16 protein-coding genes and 1 pseudogene are annotated in these 16,176 nt (G+C 57.5%); 11 read left to right on the top strand and 6 right to left on the bottom strand.

What is annotated here, in order from left to right:
* The first annotated feature begins 365 nt into the window (after window positions 1-365).
* From NDO75_RS12025 to NDO75_RS12010, 4 genes are all read left to right on the top strand, one after another.
* Complete coding sequence (locus tag NDO75_RS12025) at window positions 366-1,538, top strand: hypothetical protein (protein WP_310906537.1); 1,173 nt, start codon at window positions 366-368, stop codon at window positions 1,536-1,538.
* A 21-nt stretch (window positions 1,539-1,559) separates the two neighbouring features.
* The gene (locus tag NDO75_RS12020; protein WP_310906536.1) at window positions 1,560-3,014 is read left to right on the top strand and encodes a flippase; all 1,455 of its coding nucleotides are present in this window, start codon (window positions 1,560-1,562) and stop codon (window positions 3,012-3,014) included.
* A gap of 151 nt (window positions 3,015-3,165) precedes the next feature.
* Complete coding sequence (locus NDO75_RS12015) at window positions 3,166-4,098, top strand: NAD-dependent epimerase/dehydratase family protein (RefSeq protein ID WP_310906535.1); 933 nt, start codon at window positions 3,166-3,168, stop codon at window positions 4,096-4,098.
* 519 nt (window positions 4,099-4,617) lie between these two features.
* Window positions 4,618-5,022, top strand: coding sequence for a metal-dependent hydrolase (locus NDO75_RS12010; RefSeq protein ID WP_345784900.1), 405 nt, complete (start codon window positions 4,618-4,620; stop codon window positions 5,020-5,022).
* A gap of 790 nt (window positions 5,023-5,812) precedes the next feature.
* Here the strand turns inward: NDO75_RS12010 and NDO75_RS12005 are convergent.
* On the bottom strand, window positions 5,813-7,147 hold the full coding sequence (locus NDO75_RS12005; protein WP_310906533.1) for a transposase: 1,335 nt from the start codon (window positions 7,145-7,147) through the stop codon (window positions 5,813-5,815).
* Between the two features lie 10 nt (window positions 7,148-7,157).
* Entirely contained in the window at window positions 7,158-7,562 is a 405-nt protein-coding gene (locus tag NDO75_RS12000) for a hypothetical protein (RefSeq protein ID WP_310906532.1), read from the bottom strand.
* Between the two features lie 342 nt (window positions 7,563-7,904).
* On the opposite strand from NDO75_RS12000, the gene NDO75_RS11995 reads away from it, so the two are divergent.
* Entirely contained in the window at window positions 7,905-8,141 is a 237-nt protein-coding gene (locus NDO75_RS11995; protein ID WP_310906530.1) for a type IV toxin-antitoxin system AbiEi family antitoxin domain-containing protein, read from the top strand.
* On the top strand, window positions 8,116-8,775 hold the full coding sequence (locus tag NDO75_RS11990) for a metal-dependent hydrolase (RefSeq protein ID WP_310906529.1): 660 nt from the start codon (window positions 8,116-8,118) through the stop codon (window positions 8,773-8,775). Before NDO75_RS11995 ends, NDO75_RS11990 begins: the two co-directional genes overlap by 26 nt.
* Window positions 8,776-9,242: 467 nt before the next feature.
* Here the strand turns inward: NDO75_RS11990 and NDO75_RS11985 are convergent, their stop codons facing one another.
* Window positions 9,243-10,478 (bottom strand): GNAT family N-acetyltransferase, encoded by a 1,236-nt coding sequence (locus NDO75_RS11985; protein ID WP_310906528.1) that lies wholly within the window; start codon window positions 10,476-10,478, stop codon window positions 9,243-9,245.
* Between the two features lie 36 nt (window positions 10,479-10,514).
* On the opposite strand from NDO75_RS11985, the gene NDO75_RS11980 reads away from it, so the two are divergent.
* Window positions 10,515-10,715, top strand: a complete 201-nt coding sequence (locus tag NDO75_RS11980; protein WP_310906526.1) for a hypothetical protein — start codon at window positions 10,515-10,517, stop codon at window positions 10,713-10,715.
* A gap of 450 nt (window positions 10,716-11,165) precedes the next feature.
* On the opposite strand, the gene NDO75_RS11975 is transcribed toward NDO75_RS11980, so the two are convergent.
* Together NDO75_RS11975 and NDO75_RS11970 are read right to left on the bottom strand one after the other, a co-directional pair.
* Entirely contained in the window at window positions 11,166-11,555 is a 390-nt protein-coding gene (locus NDO75_RS11975; protein ID WP_310906525.1) for a hypothetical protein, read from the bottom strand.
* Window positions 11,556-11,639: 84 nt separating this feature from the next.
* Window positions 11,640-12,860, bottom strand: a complete 1,221-nt coding sequence (locus tag NDO75_RS11970) for an AAA family ATPase (protein ID WP_310906523.1) — start codon at window positions 12,858-12,860, stop codon at window positions 11,640-11,642.
* A gap of 350 nt (window positions 12,861-13,210) precedes the next feature.
* On the opposite strand from NDO75_RS11970, the gene NDO75_RS11965 reads away from it, so the two are divergent.
* The gene (locus NDO75_RS11965) at window positions 13,211-13,486 is read left to right on the top strand and encodes a hypothetical protein (protein WP_310906522.1); all 276 of its coding nucleotides are present in this window, start codon (window positions 13,211-13,213) and stop codon (window positions 13,484-13,486) included.
* Window positions 13,483-13,914, top strand: coding sequence for a type II toxin-antitoxin system VapC family toxin (locus tag NDO75_RS11960; RefSeq protein WP_310906520.1), 432 nt, complete (start codon window positions 13,483-13,485; stop codon window positions 13,912-13,914). Before NDO75_RS11965 ends, NDO75_RS11960 begins: the two co-directional genes overlap by 4 nt.
* 48 nt (window positions 13,915-13,962) lie before the next feature.
* Here NDO75_RS11960 and NDO75_RS27760 read toward each other — a convergent pair.
* A pseudogene (locus tag NDO75_RS27760) lies at window positions 13,963-14,565 on the bottom strand (cell division protein); the annotation flags it as partial.
* Between the two features lie 763 nt (window positions 14,566-15,328).
* Between NDO75_RS27760 and NDO75_RS11950 the strand changes: the two are divergent.
* Both NDO75_RS11950 and NDO75_RS11945 read left to right on the top strand, forming a co-directional pair.
* Window positions 15,329-15,616 (top strand): hypothetical protein, encoded by a 288-nt coding sequence (locus tag NDO75_RS11950; protein WP_310906518.1) that lies wholly within the window; start codon window positions 15,329-15,331, stop codon window positions 15,614-15,616.
* A gap of 97 nt (window positions 15,617-15,713) precedes the next feature.
* Window positions 15,714-16,007, top strand: coding sequence for an ArsR family transcriptional regulator (locus NDO75_RS11945; RefSeq protein ID WP_310906516.1), 294 nt, complete (start codon window positions 15,714-15,716; stop codon window positions 16,005-16,007).
* The last annotated feature ends 169 nt before the right edge of the window (window positions 16,008-16,176 follow it).

Below are 16,176 nucleotides of genomic sequence, written 5' to 3'. Positions count from 1 at the left end.
CGAGTGGCACTGCGATCAATCAGCGGATCGATAAAGCGACCGAACTCTCCGATCTCGACTGCAACGTCTATCTCAACGCACTGCGCGCAACAGCAGCGAGATATCACGCCGGCCGGGTACTCGATGTAATCCCGTTGCAGAGTTTCATGGGCGCAGGTCGCGACCGCGCACCGCTACGTGAAAACGAACGGGACCAACACGACTCGAGCACTCCACGAGATCCACTGACCATGAAAAAGCGAGACAGACATACAGAGAAGTTCTGGGAGCATCACAGTATCATTCAACACGGTAAGAGGTCAAACAAGATAGCCTTCAGAATCCAAAACATATATGATTAAGAGTAGTCAACCCACATATCGGATATGGACATTGGTATTGCGATTTCACTATATGATAAATTTGATGAACTCAGCATTCTAGTAGATATCATCCGAAACAATTGGGAGGATGAATATTTTATCTCAGTATGTAGCAACCACGAAAATGCGGAAGAACAGTTAAAGGACCTTAATATAGACCGTTTTGAAACAGGCGATAGTATAAACTACACCCCAGAGATGAATGAGGACAGGAGAAACATAAATTTAAATAATAGAGTTCTGGATACCTTCAAGAAATCAACGAAAGGCCTAATTGGAAATGTGGATTACGGTGTTCATATCCACGCTGATGCGTGGTTTTTGTCTGAAAAATCATTGAAAAGGTTAGTGGAGAATGTCAATAATTCTGAAAAATATATCGGTGTTCGCGGACTGGATCCCGCGTTTCGCCGTCCAAAATGGTGGGTCGGTAATTTAATGGATCAGTTTATTTTGTTTGATATTGAAAAAATGAGTGAGCTAGAATTCTTTGAATTTAACACTTTTGACTTACTCCCGCATACTTCAGTTCATACAAGCTTAGGAATCCTTCTATTAGGGAAAGTTGGTTGGTCAAATGTATACCATTACTCTGATTTTTCGAAAGATTTGTTCTGGGATGGGTCTCCTACGGGGCCGAAGCCCTTTGTCCGACCGGCGGTTTATAATCCAGAATGGGATCTTTTTCACCTTGCAACACAGGATTTTCCAGATGATCTTGGAGAGGAAATCCAAGCATACTACTTAAGGGAATACGGCTTGGATTCAGGAGACTACATAACTGAATTCTTGAGCAAATATAACAGAGATATTGACGAAGTCAATGAATGCCTACATAAGTTAGAGAAACGGCAAAATAAACAATTAAAACGAATGTTTTTTGATCCTTATAATGTAGGAAGAAGGTTCGAAAAGCGACAGAAGATGATAGAAGAAAATAGCACTTTGAGGAAAGCGTTTGAGAATATTGGGAGGGATTTATTTACCGATTTTATGAGTGTATTATTCAAAATAAGCCCTTTTCCAGAAGAGATGAACAAATATCCAAAAGACAGGATGGTGCAAAAACAATATTGGGATGCAGAGTGGCCCAATCAAGACTTATCTGATATTTACTCAGATAATCTTAATTTAGAGGATTACCCTAGTGAATACGAAATACCTTGGGACAAATAAACCATAAATTAGTTTTATTGAATGGTTGGCTCAATTACAAGCAGAATTCGGATCGAATTTATAGGGCGAATTATAGCAACCGGTTCAAGCAGCCTTCTCCTTGTCTTTCTAGCTCGCACTCTCTCACCGGATGAATATGGAACTCTCTTTCTGACCATATCTCTTCTTACTTTCTCAGAAATTTTCGCCAGGGCAGGTATCGGAAAATCAGCTGCTAGATATTTGTCTGAATTCAGAGGAGAAGCGATTTCCTTGGAAGCGGATATAATCAAAGTGTCTCTTTTATTCACACTATCAACCACAGGCATTATGTGTTTATTATTATATTTATTACGGTTTAGGATTTCCATGTGGTTTGGCGAGCCCTATCTTGCGGATCTCATATTGATAGGTGTCCCATATGTTATTTTTAGCACTTTATTAAAGTATTCTAGATCAGTTCTACAGGGTTATGAGTCAATATCCAATGCCGCAAAAATTAACGTGACAAATAAAGTTCTCCGTCTACTCTCAGTTATTTCTCTCGTTCTCTTTGGGTATGAAGCGCTCGGGGCGTTATTTGGATATGTTATAGGATTTTTCATTAGTTCAATTACTGGCATATATTATATATTGAAAATAGCATCATTTGGGATTATATCAGAACATCAACCAAAAGAGGATATATCGAAGAAAATACTCAAATATGCCTTACCAATATCGATAACAAGTACTGGATACGCACTAGATAAAAAGGTCGACACGATAATAATTGGGTATCTTTTAAATCCTGCTGCAGTGAGTTTCTATACTCTAGGCAAACAAATAGTAACATTCTTAGAATTACCTGCTCAAGCTCTTGGCTTCACTATATCTCCTCTCTATTCATCAGAAGACTCTGAACTACCTCCCTCGAAAATATACGAGGAAGCAATTGTAAACTCCATCTATATTTATGTGCCGATATCTTCAGGTTTGCTAATAATCTCTGAACCAACCGTTCTATTACTTTTCGGTCAGGAATACCTTCCTGCAGCCGATATATTGAAAGTTTTTAGTTTTTATATAATAGCACAGTCACTATTACATATAACAGGCGATGGGTTAGATTTTCTTGGAAGAGCCAAAGCGAGATCCCTTTCAAGGGTCGGGACTGCATTTTTAAATGTCGGTCTGAATTTCGTATTAGTCCCCTACTTCGGAGTGATTGGCGCATCCTTCGCGACAGTTTTCACTACGTATATATATGCATGCATAAATATTTCCATCATGCTATCGGAGATCGATATAAATAAAATAAAAACAATAAAGAGAATAGCAATAGCATTTTTCCCTTCTATAATTATGTCGATAGCAACAGTGTATCTTGTTGATTTCGCAAATAGCATTGGTATGCTATTAGTAGTTATATTAATTTCCTCTGGCATTTGGACGATAATCTCTCTACAAATAGGAATGATCAGTTCAGAGGAAATAAAACGATTAGCTGAAATATAACTTCCACTCACTAACTATCTGACCTATATTTTTTACAGATCCTTCGCGGTAAGGACAGTTATAGACCTGATTCAGGGAGAATCCTGACAGAAAGCGCGACATTTTATCCTACAAGCGGAAAGGTCATATCTCGGCAGTGGGAACGTGCAGTATGCCACCTGACAGACCCGCTGATCAGACGGTGCTCATCACCGGTGGGGCAGGGTTTATCGGCAGCCACCTCGCGACCGCACTTGTTTCTGACAACGATGTCCGTATTCTCGATAACCTGACGACGGGCCAGCGGGCGAACGTGCCCGACGAGGCGACGCTCATCGAGGGCGATTGCCGCGACGCCGATGCCCTCGCTCGCGTCACTGACGGCGTCGATATGGTCTTTCACGAAGCGGCGCTCGTCAGTGTACAACAGTCGATCGACGACCCACAGCAGAGCCACGCGATCAACGTCGACGCCACCCTCGACGTCCTCGAGGCCGCCCGCCGGGAAGACGCCCGCGTCGTGCTCGCCTCGAGCGCCGCCATCTACGGCCACCCCGAGCGGGTGCCGATCCCGGAGAGCGATCCGAAGGGGCCGACGTCGCCGTACGGCCTCGATAAACTGACAATCGATCACTACGTCCGCCAGTACCACGAGCTCTATGGACTGGAGACGGTTGCACTGCGCTACTTCAACGCCTTCGGGCCGGGCCAAGTGGCCAGCGATTACAGCGGCGTCATTAGCATCTTCCTCGACCAAGCGCTTTCAGGCGAGCCAATCACCGTCGACGGCGACGGCTCCCAGACCCGGGACTTCGTCTTCATCGACGATATCGTCCAAGCGAATCTCAGGGCTGCGACGACCGACGCCGTCGGCAAAGCGTACAATATCGGGACCGGTGAGGCAATCTCGATCCGCGAATTGGCCGAGGCGGTCCAAGACATCACGGTCACGGAGTCAGAGATTGTCCACACCGAGCCCCGGCCCGGCGATATCGAGCACTCGCAGGCGGACATCTCGAAAGCCGAGGCATACCTCGACTACGAGCCGACGGTCGCGTTCCGCGAAGGACTCGCACGCACCGCCAAGTGGTACCGGACGCAATAGAATAACCCGCAAGTGCAGTACAGCGTAACAGCATCGCTGATGCGATCATAACTTGATGACGGCCCGAACGACCGATTTCGCCCCGGTGGTTGATACAGACTAGGGGAGCCCCCATCCTGCTCCGCCGCTCTATTGTCACGGCCCCGTGACTCGTATCGCAGCGATCGCTCGCCATCTCTCCAGCATGGCTCCTTAGATCCCTCAGTTGGCCATTGTTGGGCTAGATGCTGGCCAGTGCGACGAAGCCGAGGCAGACACCGACCGCGAGCCTCGTGACGCCCGCGATCAGCGAGGGTAGCCGCCGAACAGAACTAATCAGGAACGCTATAGTGCTCGTAGTGGTTTGTACCCAGCCAGATGTGGCCCTTTGGACACGCGGCGATCGGCTATCTCGTGTATACGCTCGCGACCCGGGTGCATCACGAGCGCCCACCCGCTCACGTACCCGCCCTAACCCTCCTGCTCGGGACACAGTTCCCAGACCTGATCGACAAACCGCTGAGGTGATATCTGGGCATATTGCCGACGGGCCGAACTCTCACCCACTCCCTGGTAGTCGTGCTCCCGCTAGTGCTCGCGATCACATTCGTTGCCCGCCGCGCCGACCACGGTGAGGCCGGCATTGCATTCGTAATTAGCGCGTTCTCACATTCCTTAGTCGATGCGCTCCCCTCACTGTGGGGCGGGACCGAATCCCACTTCCTGCTTTGGCCCGTGCTCGCCGTCGAACCTTACGATTCCAGCGGCGCGCCCACCGTTCTCGGCCTCCTCCAAGAGTCGCTGGGTGAGCCGTACTTCCTCGTGCAGGTCAGCTTCGCCGCGCTTGCGCTCATCTATTGGCGACAAGACGGCTATCCGGGGCTGGCGCTACTCCGTCGCCTTGTCGGGCGGGTCATCGCGATCTCGTCCCGGCCCGACACCTGACGAAATCGGCATAACTGGCCGTCCGGTAGACGTAACGGGCTTCTGATATAAGCGTCCCAATCACCGAGTGTCAGCAAGCACGTAAACACTTGTGATGACCGACCGAATTACGACACATCCGACTATCCCAAATACGCTGACCGGCTGAGCCGCTTGTCCCTGTTGGGACATCGCAGCTGCGCGAGCCTGGAACATTAAATTCAACGAGACCGATCTCAGCACTTGAGTGTTCGTGTGAAGTGTTTAATATTAGAAACTTATGGCGGACATCCCTCCGTTGGCGGACTATTTTTACTACTAGCTCGGTCTACTTTATTGACTCTGAGAGGTTCCACCAGAGGCTATTGAAGCTCAGGTACAGGGTGAATCCGCTGTGGTCTTCGTTGGCTCCTTCTTGGGGACCCCGTCTGCTATAGAGGGGTCGACGGGTATTACGCAGAGTTCCCGAATCCATACTTTAAACGGGTCCCGGCCCGTGTGATCGTGTTCGTCGCCGTTTCGACCGGACGATCGCCCGTATAACCGTCGACCTGGCCGTGGTCGATCGTCTATGTCGGTCGTCGCCGGATAGGCCGACCACGGGACGTCCGGCGTAACGAGCATAAGAGGTATTTCTCGCCGTCACGAAGCCGGGAATAGTCGAGCTAGCAAGATCGACCAGCTTCGTGTCCAGCAGCCGGTCAAGCGTCGCATCGGCTCGATCTTGATCACTGAGTACGTACGCTAACTCATCAAGCCCAGCCTTGACGTCCACCCACGGCTTCAGCCGTGGGATTCCTCCGGTGGGCTGTCAGGCCAAGCCTGCATCCACGGAGGCAACGTTCCCCACATCATGGGTACTCCGGTCTGTGCGATCCTCTTTGGTGTTTGTCCGACGGAACGTCGGGGCGGTTGTGGTCGGCCGCCACTCGTGATTATCCCACTCGAGGCGCACGGGCCGCGCCATCGGCCCACCTTCATCACCAGTCTCACGGGCGAGGAACACGCGCGATGCTGCAAGGTCGGCGTGTCCCTCGAAGCCACACGCATCACACCGGTAGTAGTCTCCATCTCGGTGCGTGCGGTCTCGTTCACTACACTCCGGACACTCTTGAGTTGTCCACGTCTCAGACGTCACGACAACGTCAATCTCGTACTCTTCGCAAACACATGCTATCCGGTCGATGAACCGAGAGAATGCCCAGAAGTGATGCGTCTTCTCGTTCACCTCGGCGCTCCAGTGCGTCGACAAGACGTCTCCAAGAGCGCCAACGTACACGGTCGAAACCCCGTCGGTATGAAGATGTTCGACGAGGTCACGGACTAACGCATCCTGTGCGTGGTTGCGGCGAGCTGTTCGCTTCCGATAGAGCCGGGCAATCCGAGCAGTTGACCGTCGCTGGTCATCTAGCTTCGACTGGTAGGACGCGATGTCCATCGTCGTTTCACGGAAACGCTCGAACAGGTCACGCCCCTCGTACAGATACTGCTGGTCGGTCGTGGTGGTGCAGGCGACGAGATTGTTTGCGCCGATGTCCAGAGCGGCCGATTCCTCGGCCAGTGGTGAATCCCGTTGAGACTCATCGACAGTAACGGGTTGACGTGCTCTGAGCGTGTCGCTCACCCCATCGTACACCAGTTCCAACCGCCCAGCAGTGCCCTCCCAGTTCGGGTCGCCAGCAACCTCGAGCCGCAACCGCTCGTAGTCTCCAAGGCCGTACTCGTCTTTGAGGTCTCTTCCGATGGGGATTTCGAGACGAGAGCGGGCACCCCACTCAAGCGTGTACTGGTCGTTGCGGATGTACGTTCGCAGATCGCGACCGTCATCTTCGTTCCCCCAGTACCCTGGCGGACTAGGCCTTTCATCGCGGTCGCCGTCGTGGTATGTCTCGTTTAACGAGAAGAACGACTTCCATGCGGACTTGTTCTTGCGGAGGACTTGCTGGGCGGTTGCAGACCCGAGGTTGCTCTTGTAGCGTTCACGATAGTCTGCGGTGTCCCAGACTGAGTGTCCGTCAAAGAATTGCTGACGACGCTCGTAGGTGACTTCGTTCCAGAGTGGAGCTGACGCGTCCAACAGTTCGAACAGAATCTCCCGGTCCTGGTCGGAACGGGGGTGGACCTCGAACGTGTTGGTGCGCTTCATAGCTATAGTGTTATGGCCCACACCCGTCCGTCGGTGGACTGACCGCTCTGCTCTGCAGTTCCGTGAGACACTGGCGGTGGGTCCGCGCCGTCGGTAACGTGATCGTCCCGAGGCGACCCCCGACAAGCACCTCCGTCACGCCAAGTGTCGGCGATCGGACCCTCCCAGGCGCACACTCGAGACAGTACAGCCGGGAGACGATCCAGTCCGCTGCCTCGGCACAGCGATACGCGTACGCGAACACGATGTCTGTCTCGTGCAGCGCCTCCCCACAGCTGATGCAGACGGCGCCGTTCGAGCGTGGCCCAACGGGATGGCCGGTCAACACCGCCTCCGGAGTTGCGATGACCGTGGGCTCATCGTCGTGGGTGCTGTTCGTTGTCGATCCATGCCGACAGGCGTCGTCACTGGGCATCGAGCCTCGCCTCCCGGTGGCACGTTGCGGTGACATACGCGAAATATGGGAGTCGATTCCCCGTCGGGTCGTTACACCAATCGTGATCGCACAGTTCGTCTACGGAATAGTTTTTGCTGGTCGAATTCGTAGTTATCACTGCTTCTCACCCTCGAGAAGCGCGGTTCGGTGTGCCAGCACCGAGCCACTGTCTTTCCGTGACTCTCCGCCCTTCTCTAAGAGAAACTTCACCAGCCAGCACCATATAGCTTTGTAAAGCAAAGTGGATTACAAACCGTAGAAGAATGTGGGTTACGAAGGATATTCTACTATGGGAGACGGACGTGTAGTACGACCGAAGATATGGTCAATGAGCGATATGAACCGACTGAGAACGACGAACTCGTCTTGGACGTGCTGAAACAAGGGCGTGACAGCAACGATCCATGGGGCCGGGCAAATCCTCGATGGTTAATCGACGAGACCGACCTCGAGAAAGGCAACGTTGAGTTCTCCCTCCGGAGTCTCCGCGATGCCGGCTGGATCAAACGCGTCTCCCGAGGACTCTACGAATTTGTCGAGGATCCTCGCGAAGACTGAGATCGCGATCCGCGACCTCGAACTATGCGACTTTATCAGGGCCCATAACGCACCCTACGGTGTGTTTCCGCTCGGCCATCTCGCCTTTGCATATCTCTGCTACGTCGCGTACGCGGCCCTGACGCGCCGGTCGTTGCCGGCGCGCTGGGCACTGCTCCCGCTGGCGGTCGGGAGTCAGTTCCCCGACCTCGTCGATAAACCACTGGCGTATTACGGCATCCTCGCAAGCGGCCGGTCGGCCGCCCACTCGCTGCTGAGTGCCGTCCTCATCGCCGGCTGCGTCACATGGGGCGTCCACGCGCTCCACCGCCGGTATCCTGCGCACCGCTGGGGCGCACGCCTGTATGCCGTCACCCCGGCGGCGTTCGCGATCGGCTATCTGTCGCATCTGGTCGGCGATAGTCTCGCCCCTCTGCGTGTGGGCGCTTCCGCTGAGCTGACCTACCTGGGCTGGCCGCTGCTCGCCGCGCCCCGGTATACGGGCGACAGCGTCGCCCCCTGGGTGCGCCTCCTCGAACTCTACCGCCAGCCAGGGACCCACCCGGAACTTCGCCTGATCGTGACGGCGCTGCTGGTCTTCATCGGGCTGCGTATCTGGGCCTACCTCGGCGCGTCACGCGCCGCCGACGCCTGACCGCCGGTGGCGAGGGCGCACGTCGCACGTCGGGTCCGTGTCCCGATGGCAACGCTCGGTCCCGCTTGTGCAGCACGGTGCGGGGCGACACGACTCACCACGCGGCAAGAGTGGTCCCTGCCGTCCAGTCGCGTCTCAAGCACCCACCGCCAAGGGCCGGCAGCCCCCTCCGCTCTTCCCGTGGGATGGCAATCGGGGTGGGGCCCACGATCACGGATGCCAGGAGGCCGCTTGACTCTCGGATGGCGCTCTGAGGTGCGCCACGTGATGGCAACGCGACGCTCGCGCATGTCTATCACGTTCTTGTCATCGCGGGCAGCTAGAATTCTCGTGCCTAGTACTAGGCGCTGCAGGGGTGGCCCCCCATCGGTCAGACCGCGCGCGCGGGTCTGTCGCGAGCGATCGCCGTCACGCCGTCTGGCGCCGATACCGCGCCCGGGCCGCGCGCACCAGCGGCCACACCCGGCTCAGGCCGCGTTCCCAGTAGCAGTTCGCGACGAGCTGGCCCCCGAAACTCTCCTTAAAGCGGAACGTCCCCCGCCGGACGTCGTCCGTCTCCCCCCGAAATCGTACGTCGCGTAGCCGTGGTCGATCGCCCAGCAGGTGACGTGGTCGTAGAGGAGTGCCGAGGCATGGGCGTCGCGGTCGTCCTCGGGGACCGCCGCGAACAGCCCGTGGACCGTGTCCTGATCGTCGTCCAAAAGTTCCAGAAAGCCACCCGCATAGTCGCCGTCGATGCGGAGCGTGAGCACCAGGAGCCGGTCGGCCATCGCCTGGAGCGCCGCGAAGAACGCGAACGGATAGGGATCGCCGCCGACCTGGGCCATGTGGCGGGTGTAGGCCTGGTAGAAGCGCCGCAACGTCGCCCGTGTAATCGGTTCTTCAACGATGTCGGCGTCCCGCTCTCGGCCCCGCCGGATCTCCTTGCGGCGGGTGGTGCTCATCCCGTCCCAAATCCGGGCATACCCCTGCTCGAGCCGCAGCTGGAACCGGCCGGTCAGCCGGGCGAGCCGATACCCCTGGGCGCGCAAGAGTGTGCTGTAGCGGAGATAGTCGGTGTTGCACGCCCGGATCTCGTGGACGATCGTCCGCCCGGAACAGCACGCCGGCACCGTGGCCGTCATACGCGACAGAACCGCCGCGGCGTCCGTCGTGATCGCCGGGCCCCCGAAGCCCGGATACAGCGACTGGAGCCGCCGGAAGGGGACCACTGGCAGGGCCCGAACGAAGTGCGGGAGGAGGCCGATGGGGTTGCCGTCTTTGGTCACCAGCAGATGGCGGGGGGTGGCGCCGAGCCCGGTCTCGATCGCGTGGAGCCACTCGTAGCGGTGGAAGACGCTCCCCTGCGGGGCGTGGGCGACCACACCGTTCCAGCGGTCTTGCGCCACCGCGTCCAGCGTCTCGAGTATTCGGACGTCGCAGGCGTCGGCCGGCTGCGTCACCGATGCCCCCGTTTCCCCAGCGGCGGCGTAGCCCCTGTAGCCAACCTCACTCGCTGCAAGCGCGGCGGGGGTGGCGCTCGCCGTGGCGTCGTGGGGGCCACGCGACCCGCGGGACGCCTCGCTGGGGGCCGTGAGCCCGTCGAGTTCGGCGCGGACGCCCTGCTGGTCGAGCGGTGGGTTGCCGAGTGCGAGGCCGCCCCCACGGCTCAGTCCCGCCGGCGATCGGTCTGGCGTGATAATATAACAATCGATGAAAATCACCAGACCATATTTGTCGGTGGGCGGTGGCGTCCGCCTATGGAGTACCAGTACAGCGAGCCGGCCTCGCCCTCGGCGCACCACCGGCTCCAAGAGGCGACGACCTGCCACGCCTGCGAGGCCACGATCGGCGCGCGCGACCGCCAGCTGACGTGGCGGATCCGCGACGGCGCCGACGTGTTCGAGTACCACTACTGCAGCGACGCCTGTCTGCCGGCGACGGCCCCCGACCAGCCGTAATCAACACTGTGCGGGCGAAGTGCCAGGCACGGTGGCCGGTTCCTGAGGGTGGCAGCCCGTGGCTTACGGCGTCGCGATTTCCATCAGCACATCGCGGCACACAGTCCTGGGACAGCGGCTCGGATGGGCTTCCCCTGGCGACACCGAGGTCCGCCCGCCCGAGCTGCGCACACCGCGCCACAAGCAGTCGGTGACCGACTCGAGGGGGGCGCCGTGGTCGCCGTCTCGGCGGCAGACCCGCCCGGCCGACCGGCTCGGCGCGCGCTGGTCCTCGGCACCCCTGCTGCCACCCGGCACTGTGTCGAAGACCGAACGGTGTGATCGCCCGCTTGGGACGTCTCCTCACAGCCGTAAATCGGAGTGAAAGCTCGCACGAGTTACACTGAGTGCAGTCGAGCCTTGCCAGGATCCATTGGCTCAGCTGCTACACGGCGTACACCGACACCGCCGTTAGAACGGATCTTTCATGAACTCTTCCATCCCAGTCGCTTTCGTCTTTGGCAGTGTGTCGTGAAGCTGTCGTTCGACGTTGATCGAGCGGTTGATTTCCTGTCGGATCTTCCGTTCTTCAGTGATATCTTCGTCGTCCCGTGCCTCATCCGCGAGTTGGTGCAGTTGTTGGCGGTTGGCACGGAGTTCCACAACGAGGGCAATGCCGCCGATATCACGGAACTCGTCGAGGTCCGGCAGCCACGTCCGTATCGAATCGAGGTCCTCGCGGATCGTTGCCTCGTCGACGTCGAGATCGGCTGCGACCTCCGCCACGACTGTCTCGCGTGGCTCCCCCCGTAGGACGTAGCGCTCCCAGATTTGCGTCCGCCGAGTTTGTTCTGATGTCATACTCAGAGGCGACTGCTCGTGTGCCACGGTGACATATGCGGTGTAGGACAATAGGTGTTCCACCGCGACGCCGGTCGCTGGTGTTCAACCCGTGTCTAGGGAGGCAAGATACGTCGATTCCGATGCATACGGTTCGATCGCCGCGCGCACCCAGTGGGGATCAAACGTCGTCTCGATCTGCTTGACGCGGCCCTCGGCCCCGCGGGAGTCGATCCAGGTCGTGACCAGGCCCATCGTTTCGAGATCGGTAATGACCTCGCGAATCGCACGCTCGCCGAGCTGCAACCCTGCCGGGAGGTCATCGCCCTGGACGAGTTCGTGGACCTCGGCGGTCGTCACGGGCTGTTTGATCTCCGTGCCCTGATCCCAGCCCGTGATGCCGATCAGGACGACGAAGTGGTTTTCGGGCAGTGCGAGTAGTTTGGCGTGCATTGCCTCCCGCTCAGTCGCATCGAGATTGACGTCGAGACAGTCGGTGGTCAGCTGGGTGAGCCCGCGCTCGGTGGCGGTCTCGCCGGCCTGGCGAAACAGGGTGAGCGCCTTCCGGGCGTCACCCCAGCGCCGGGCGGCCTCCCGGACGCCGTAGGCGCACACGTCGTCCGGCACAGCCTCGTCGCGAAATGCTCGCTTGAGCCGGGGGGCGAGCACCGCCTCGAGGTCGGCGGCGTCGTACGGCGGGAAGAAAACCTGTTCGTCGCTCATCGCGCTTTCGACGCGGCTGTCCAGCCGGAGGTCGACCTCGAGGAGTTCGTTGCTGAGGAGCCAGACCGACAGATCGATCCCCCGCGCAAGTTTCCCCTCGCCGCGGAGCAGCCGGTAGAAGAAGTCGTTCGGCTCGTAGTTCGTGTCGTGCTGGACGTGGTCGATTTCGTCGAGGAGGAGGATCGTCCAGTCGGGGTAGTCCGCGAGGGCCGTCCAGATCCCCGCGAACACCCCATCGAGGCCGGCGTAGGCGCCCTTCCGCTCGCCGGCCAGTTCGTAGAGGATCTCGTTGGCGGCACTAAACAGCGTCCGACACTCCTTCAGATTGACGTACTCGACGGCGACCCCCTCATGGCGGGCCGCGAATTCGTCGCAAATCCGACGCGCCGTAAGCGTTTTACCCGTCCCCGGCGGGCCGTAGAGCGAGACCGTCGGCGGGAGGTAGCCGTCGTGGACGCCGTTCAGGATGGTCGCGAGCTCGCGTTCCTGGGCCTCGCGGGCGTGGATTGTGTCCGGGTTGGCCAGTGGATCCAGCGCGCCCTTGTTGGCGAAGACGCGCTCCGTGGGCGCGGTCGCGTCGAAGAGGTCGTCGTACTTACTCATACGATCGGGAGTGGTCGTGGTAGTCGCGTGTCAGCAATGAACGTATCGGCTCCCACGCTACGCCAACTACGCTTTCATACAACCATATCTAGTATAATCGAGAATCTTCCTCGTGACGGCGTGAAGACCACCGCAGCCCGATTTGAGAGGATCTCTTCTGGACCGGTTCGGTGGCAATCGGCCGCGATTGACGATCGAGGAGGGCATCGGTGACGTTCACAGCGAATGCGAGCCGGTGGTTGCCAGCCAATAGGCGGCTCTGTTCAGTTGCTGCAGTCCGCTGGTCCGCGGCTGCCCGCCATCGTCACTCGGTAGAAAGGGTTACCAGGTTTCACCCGTAACTAGCCCGTATGGCAACGGCGGTCAAAGTTGACGAGGACGCAAAATCACGACTCGAGGAGCTCCAGGCGGAGATCCGGCTTCGGACGGAGGTGAGCGTCACCCAACAGGACCTCCTCACGCGCCTCATCGATGACGCCTACGAATCGCGCGCCGACATTATTGACTCGTTCCGGGAGACGACGGTTCCGCTCTCGGACGCCGAGAAGGAGGCCATGCGTCGCAATCGCTTTCAGTCCGGCGTCGAGACTGCTGAAGACGATATCGACGACGTGCTGTACGGATGACGGTCCTCATCGACACGGGCGTGCTGTACGCGGATCACGATCGTGACGCGTCTCGACATGCCACTGCGAGCGACGCGCTCGAGGCGGTCTACAGCGGGACCTTCGGCCAGCCCTACGTGAGCGACTATCTCTACGATGAAGCTGTGACACTGACGCTGAAGCGAAGCGGGTCGTTCGCACCAGCGCAGCACCTCGGCGAGAAACTCCGCGGTATCGAATCATATCCACAGACATATGAGATGCTCCGCGTGTCAGCAGCCGTGTTCGCCGATGCCGTCGACATCTTCGACCAGTATGACGATCACGCGCTGAGTTTCACCGATGCAACGTCCGTCGCGCTCTGTCGGCGTCACGATCTCGATGGCGTCATGAGTTTCGACAACGACTTCGATGGCATTGTGCGCCGAATCGATCCTGCAACAGTGTGAGCATGCCCCAGCAGTCGTGCCACTCCGCGAGCCCGTCTGGGGGACGACCACCGCCTCGTCGGTCATCGCGCGTGCGACGCGGCTGTCCAGTCGGAGATCGATCGCGAGGGGGTCGTTACTGATGAGCCAGACCGAGCGATCGATCCCGCGGGCGCGTTCCCCTCGCCGCGCAGCAGCCGGTAGACGAACTTGGTGGGCTCATAGTTGGTGTCGTGCTGGACGTGATCGATCTCGTCCAACAGCAACACGGTCCAGTCGGGGTAGTCGGCGAGCGCCGTCCAGATCCCGGTGAAGACGCCGTCCAAATCTTCGTAGGCACCCTTTTTCTCGCCCGTGAGTTCGAAGCAGAACTCGTTGGCCGCGCTAAAGAGCGTCCGGCACTCCTTCAGATTCACGTGCTCCACCGCAATATCGTCCTGGCGGGCGGCGAACTCTAGCAGATCCACCGCGTCGGCAGCGTCTTGCCGGTCCCCGGCAGGCCGTCAATCGAGACCGCCATCGGGGACGCCGGAGAGGAGCGTCGCAAGTGCGCTCTCATGGGTCTCGCGCGTGAATGTCGTCCGGGTCGGCGAGCGGATCTACTGCGCCCTTGTCGGCGACGACGCGCTCCGTGGGCGCGGCGACGGCGAAGCGGTCGTCAGACGTGCTCATGCGATCCGGGATCTGCGTCGAGAACGAACTCCTCAACACCGGACTGATAACGGTCATCCATCTGCTGTTGTGTTGGCTATATTGGCAATAGCTTTTAGTTATTATCAAAAACTTGCAGCGTAGAGTGATCTCTCCAGGCGCCGGTTGCGACGTAAAATCGAGAATGGACCGTCGCTTCCGCGGTGGTGCTGGTAGCGACATCACCCAATCCTGCCAGGCCCGACACCCCGAACCCTCCCTAGCACCGTGGCCATTTCCTTGCTAGTACTATCTAGGGAGATGAGACCAAGAAGCGAATCGTCTCTGAGTGGCGCGTCCGACTAGCCTCCACTAGTAGAATCTCGAGAGGCGACTTTCAGGCCGTGGGACTGCCCGGGTTTCTCACGACAGCGGCCGGGTATCTTGTACTGCTGGTCGGATGCGCAGCGACCGGCTGCCTCAGCGGTGGTCACAAGACACTTGTACGGGCATTGGCAGGGTCGCCACCGCGGTGTTCGTTCGGCGAGACGAACCGCACCGCTCCTAGCCCGGCGTTCGACCAGCGAAACGCGCCATCCGCTCGCTGTTCGACTGCGCGCGCTCGTAGCTAGTCTGGACGACTCGAATACGTAAAATGAAACACTACCTGTTTCGAAATAATGGGTCTGCTGTTGGTGGCTACCAGAAGTATATATGCTGCCACAATATTCACGTCGCCCCTTGAGGCGGCTTGCTGCGGGAAAGGCCAGAAGATATAATGTATGCTACGGGTGAATTTCTTTTCATGGATCAAAAGGAGGGGGGAGAGGAAACGGGCATTTATAAAACACAAAACGAAAGCGGGGCAGCGGTAGAGAACGCCTGGGAGATAACGAAGAATCTGCTCGACGCCCATACGCGATCCGGCCAGGCGCTTGAGCGGTATTTACTAATACAGCACCTGGAACGAGAGACCGCAGAGACGGAACTTCGGACGACGATCGAAGAGGCGATCAGAGACCACGAACGAATAATCGAAGACCTGGAAGCGGCACTCGAGAATTTACCCGCGCAGTCGAACGAGCGGAACTAGCTGCCAGCGATCACCGTCTGCGACGCTCGGTTCACGCTATTGTTCTTCAAATATCAAGTTTGGAAAGAACCATAATGGTCGTATCGTACTAGCGACTATGAAGCTAACGCGCCCGACAGATTTTCAAATTTTGGAGGTGCTCTCCGGTGGTGAGCGAAACAATGCTGTCAATATTGCCTATGAGATTGACAAAAATCGGTCGTACATCAATACACGTTTACCAGTACTAGCGGATTACGGACTCATCCGCTCCGTCGGCCCTGCTCCGAATAGCGGCCTCTACCAAATCACTGAGAAAGGCCGGGTAGCCGTTGATCTCCAGGACCGATACGGCGAGGCCGCTGTCGATTTCGACTCGCTCATCGCACAAGAACTGTCGAACCGAGACTAATTCTACCGCCTGCTCGTGCCCGACCGCCGGTAGTCACTACTGAAACTCCGAACATGGCCGGTCTTCGAACAGAGCTGTCCGATTGACTACCCGAACAGTTCCGCAAACGAGCGCAGGGGATCGTGGAGACCGACACGGCGCCGAGAATTACTATTGGAACCTACCTAGG

The organism is Natrinema sp. 1APR25-10V2, assembly GCF_031626495.1.
Classification (GTDB): Archaea; Halobacteriota; Halobacteria; order Halobacteriales; family Natrialbaceae; genus Natrinema.
The sequence above is the reverse complement of the archived record's forward strand: the minus strand, read 5'-3'. Positions and strand labels throughout refer to the sequence as shown.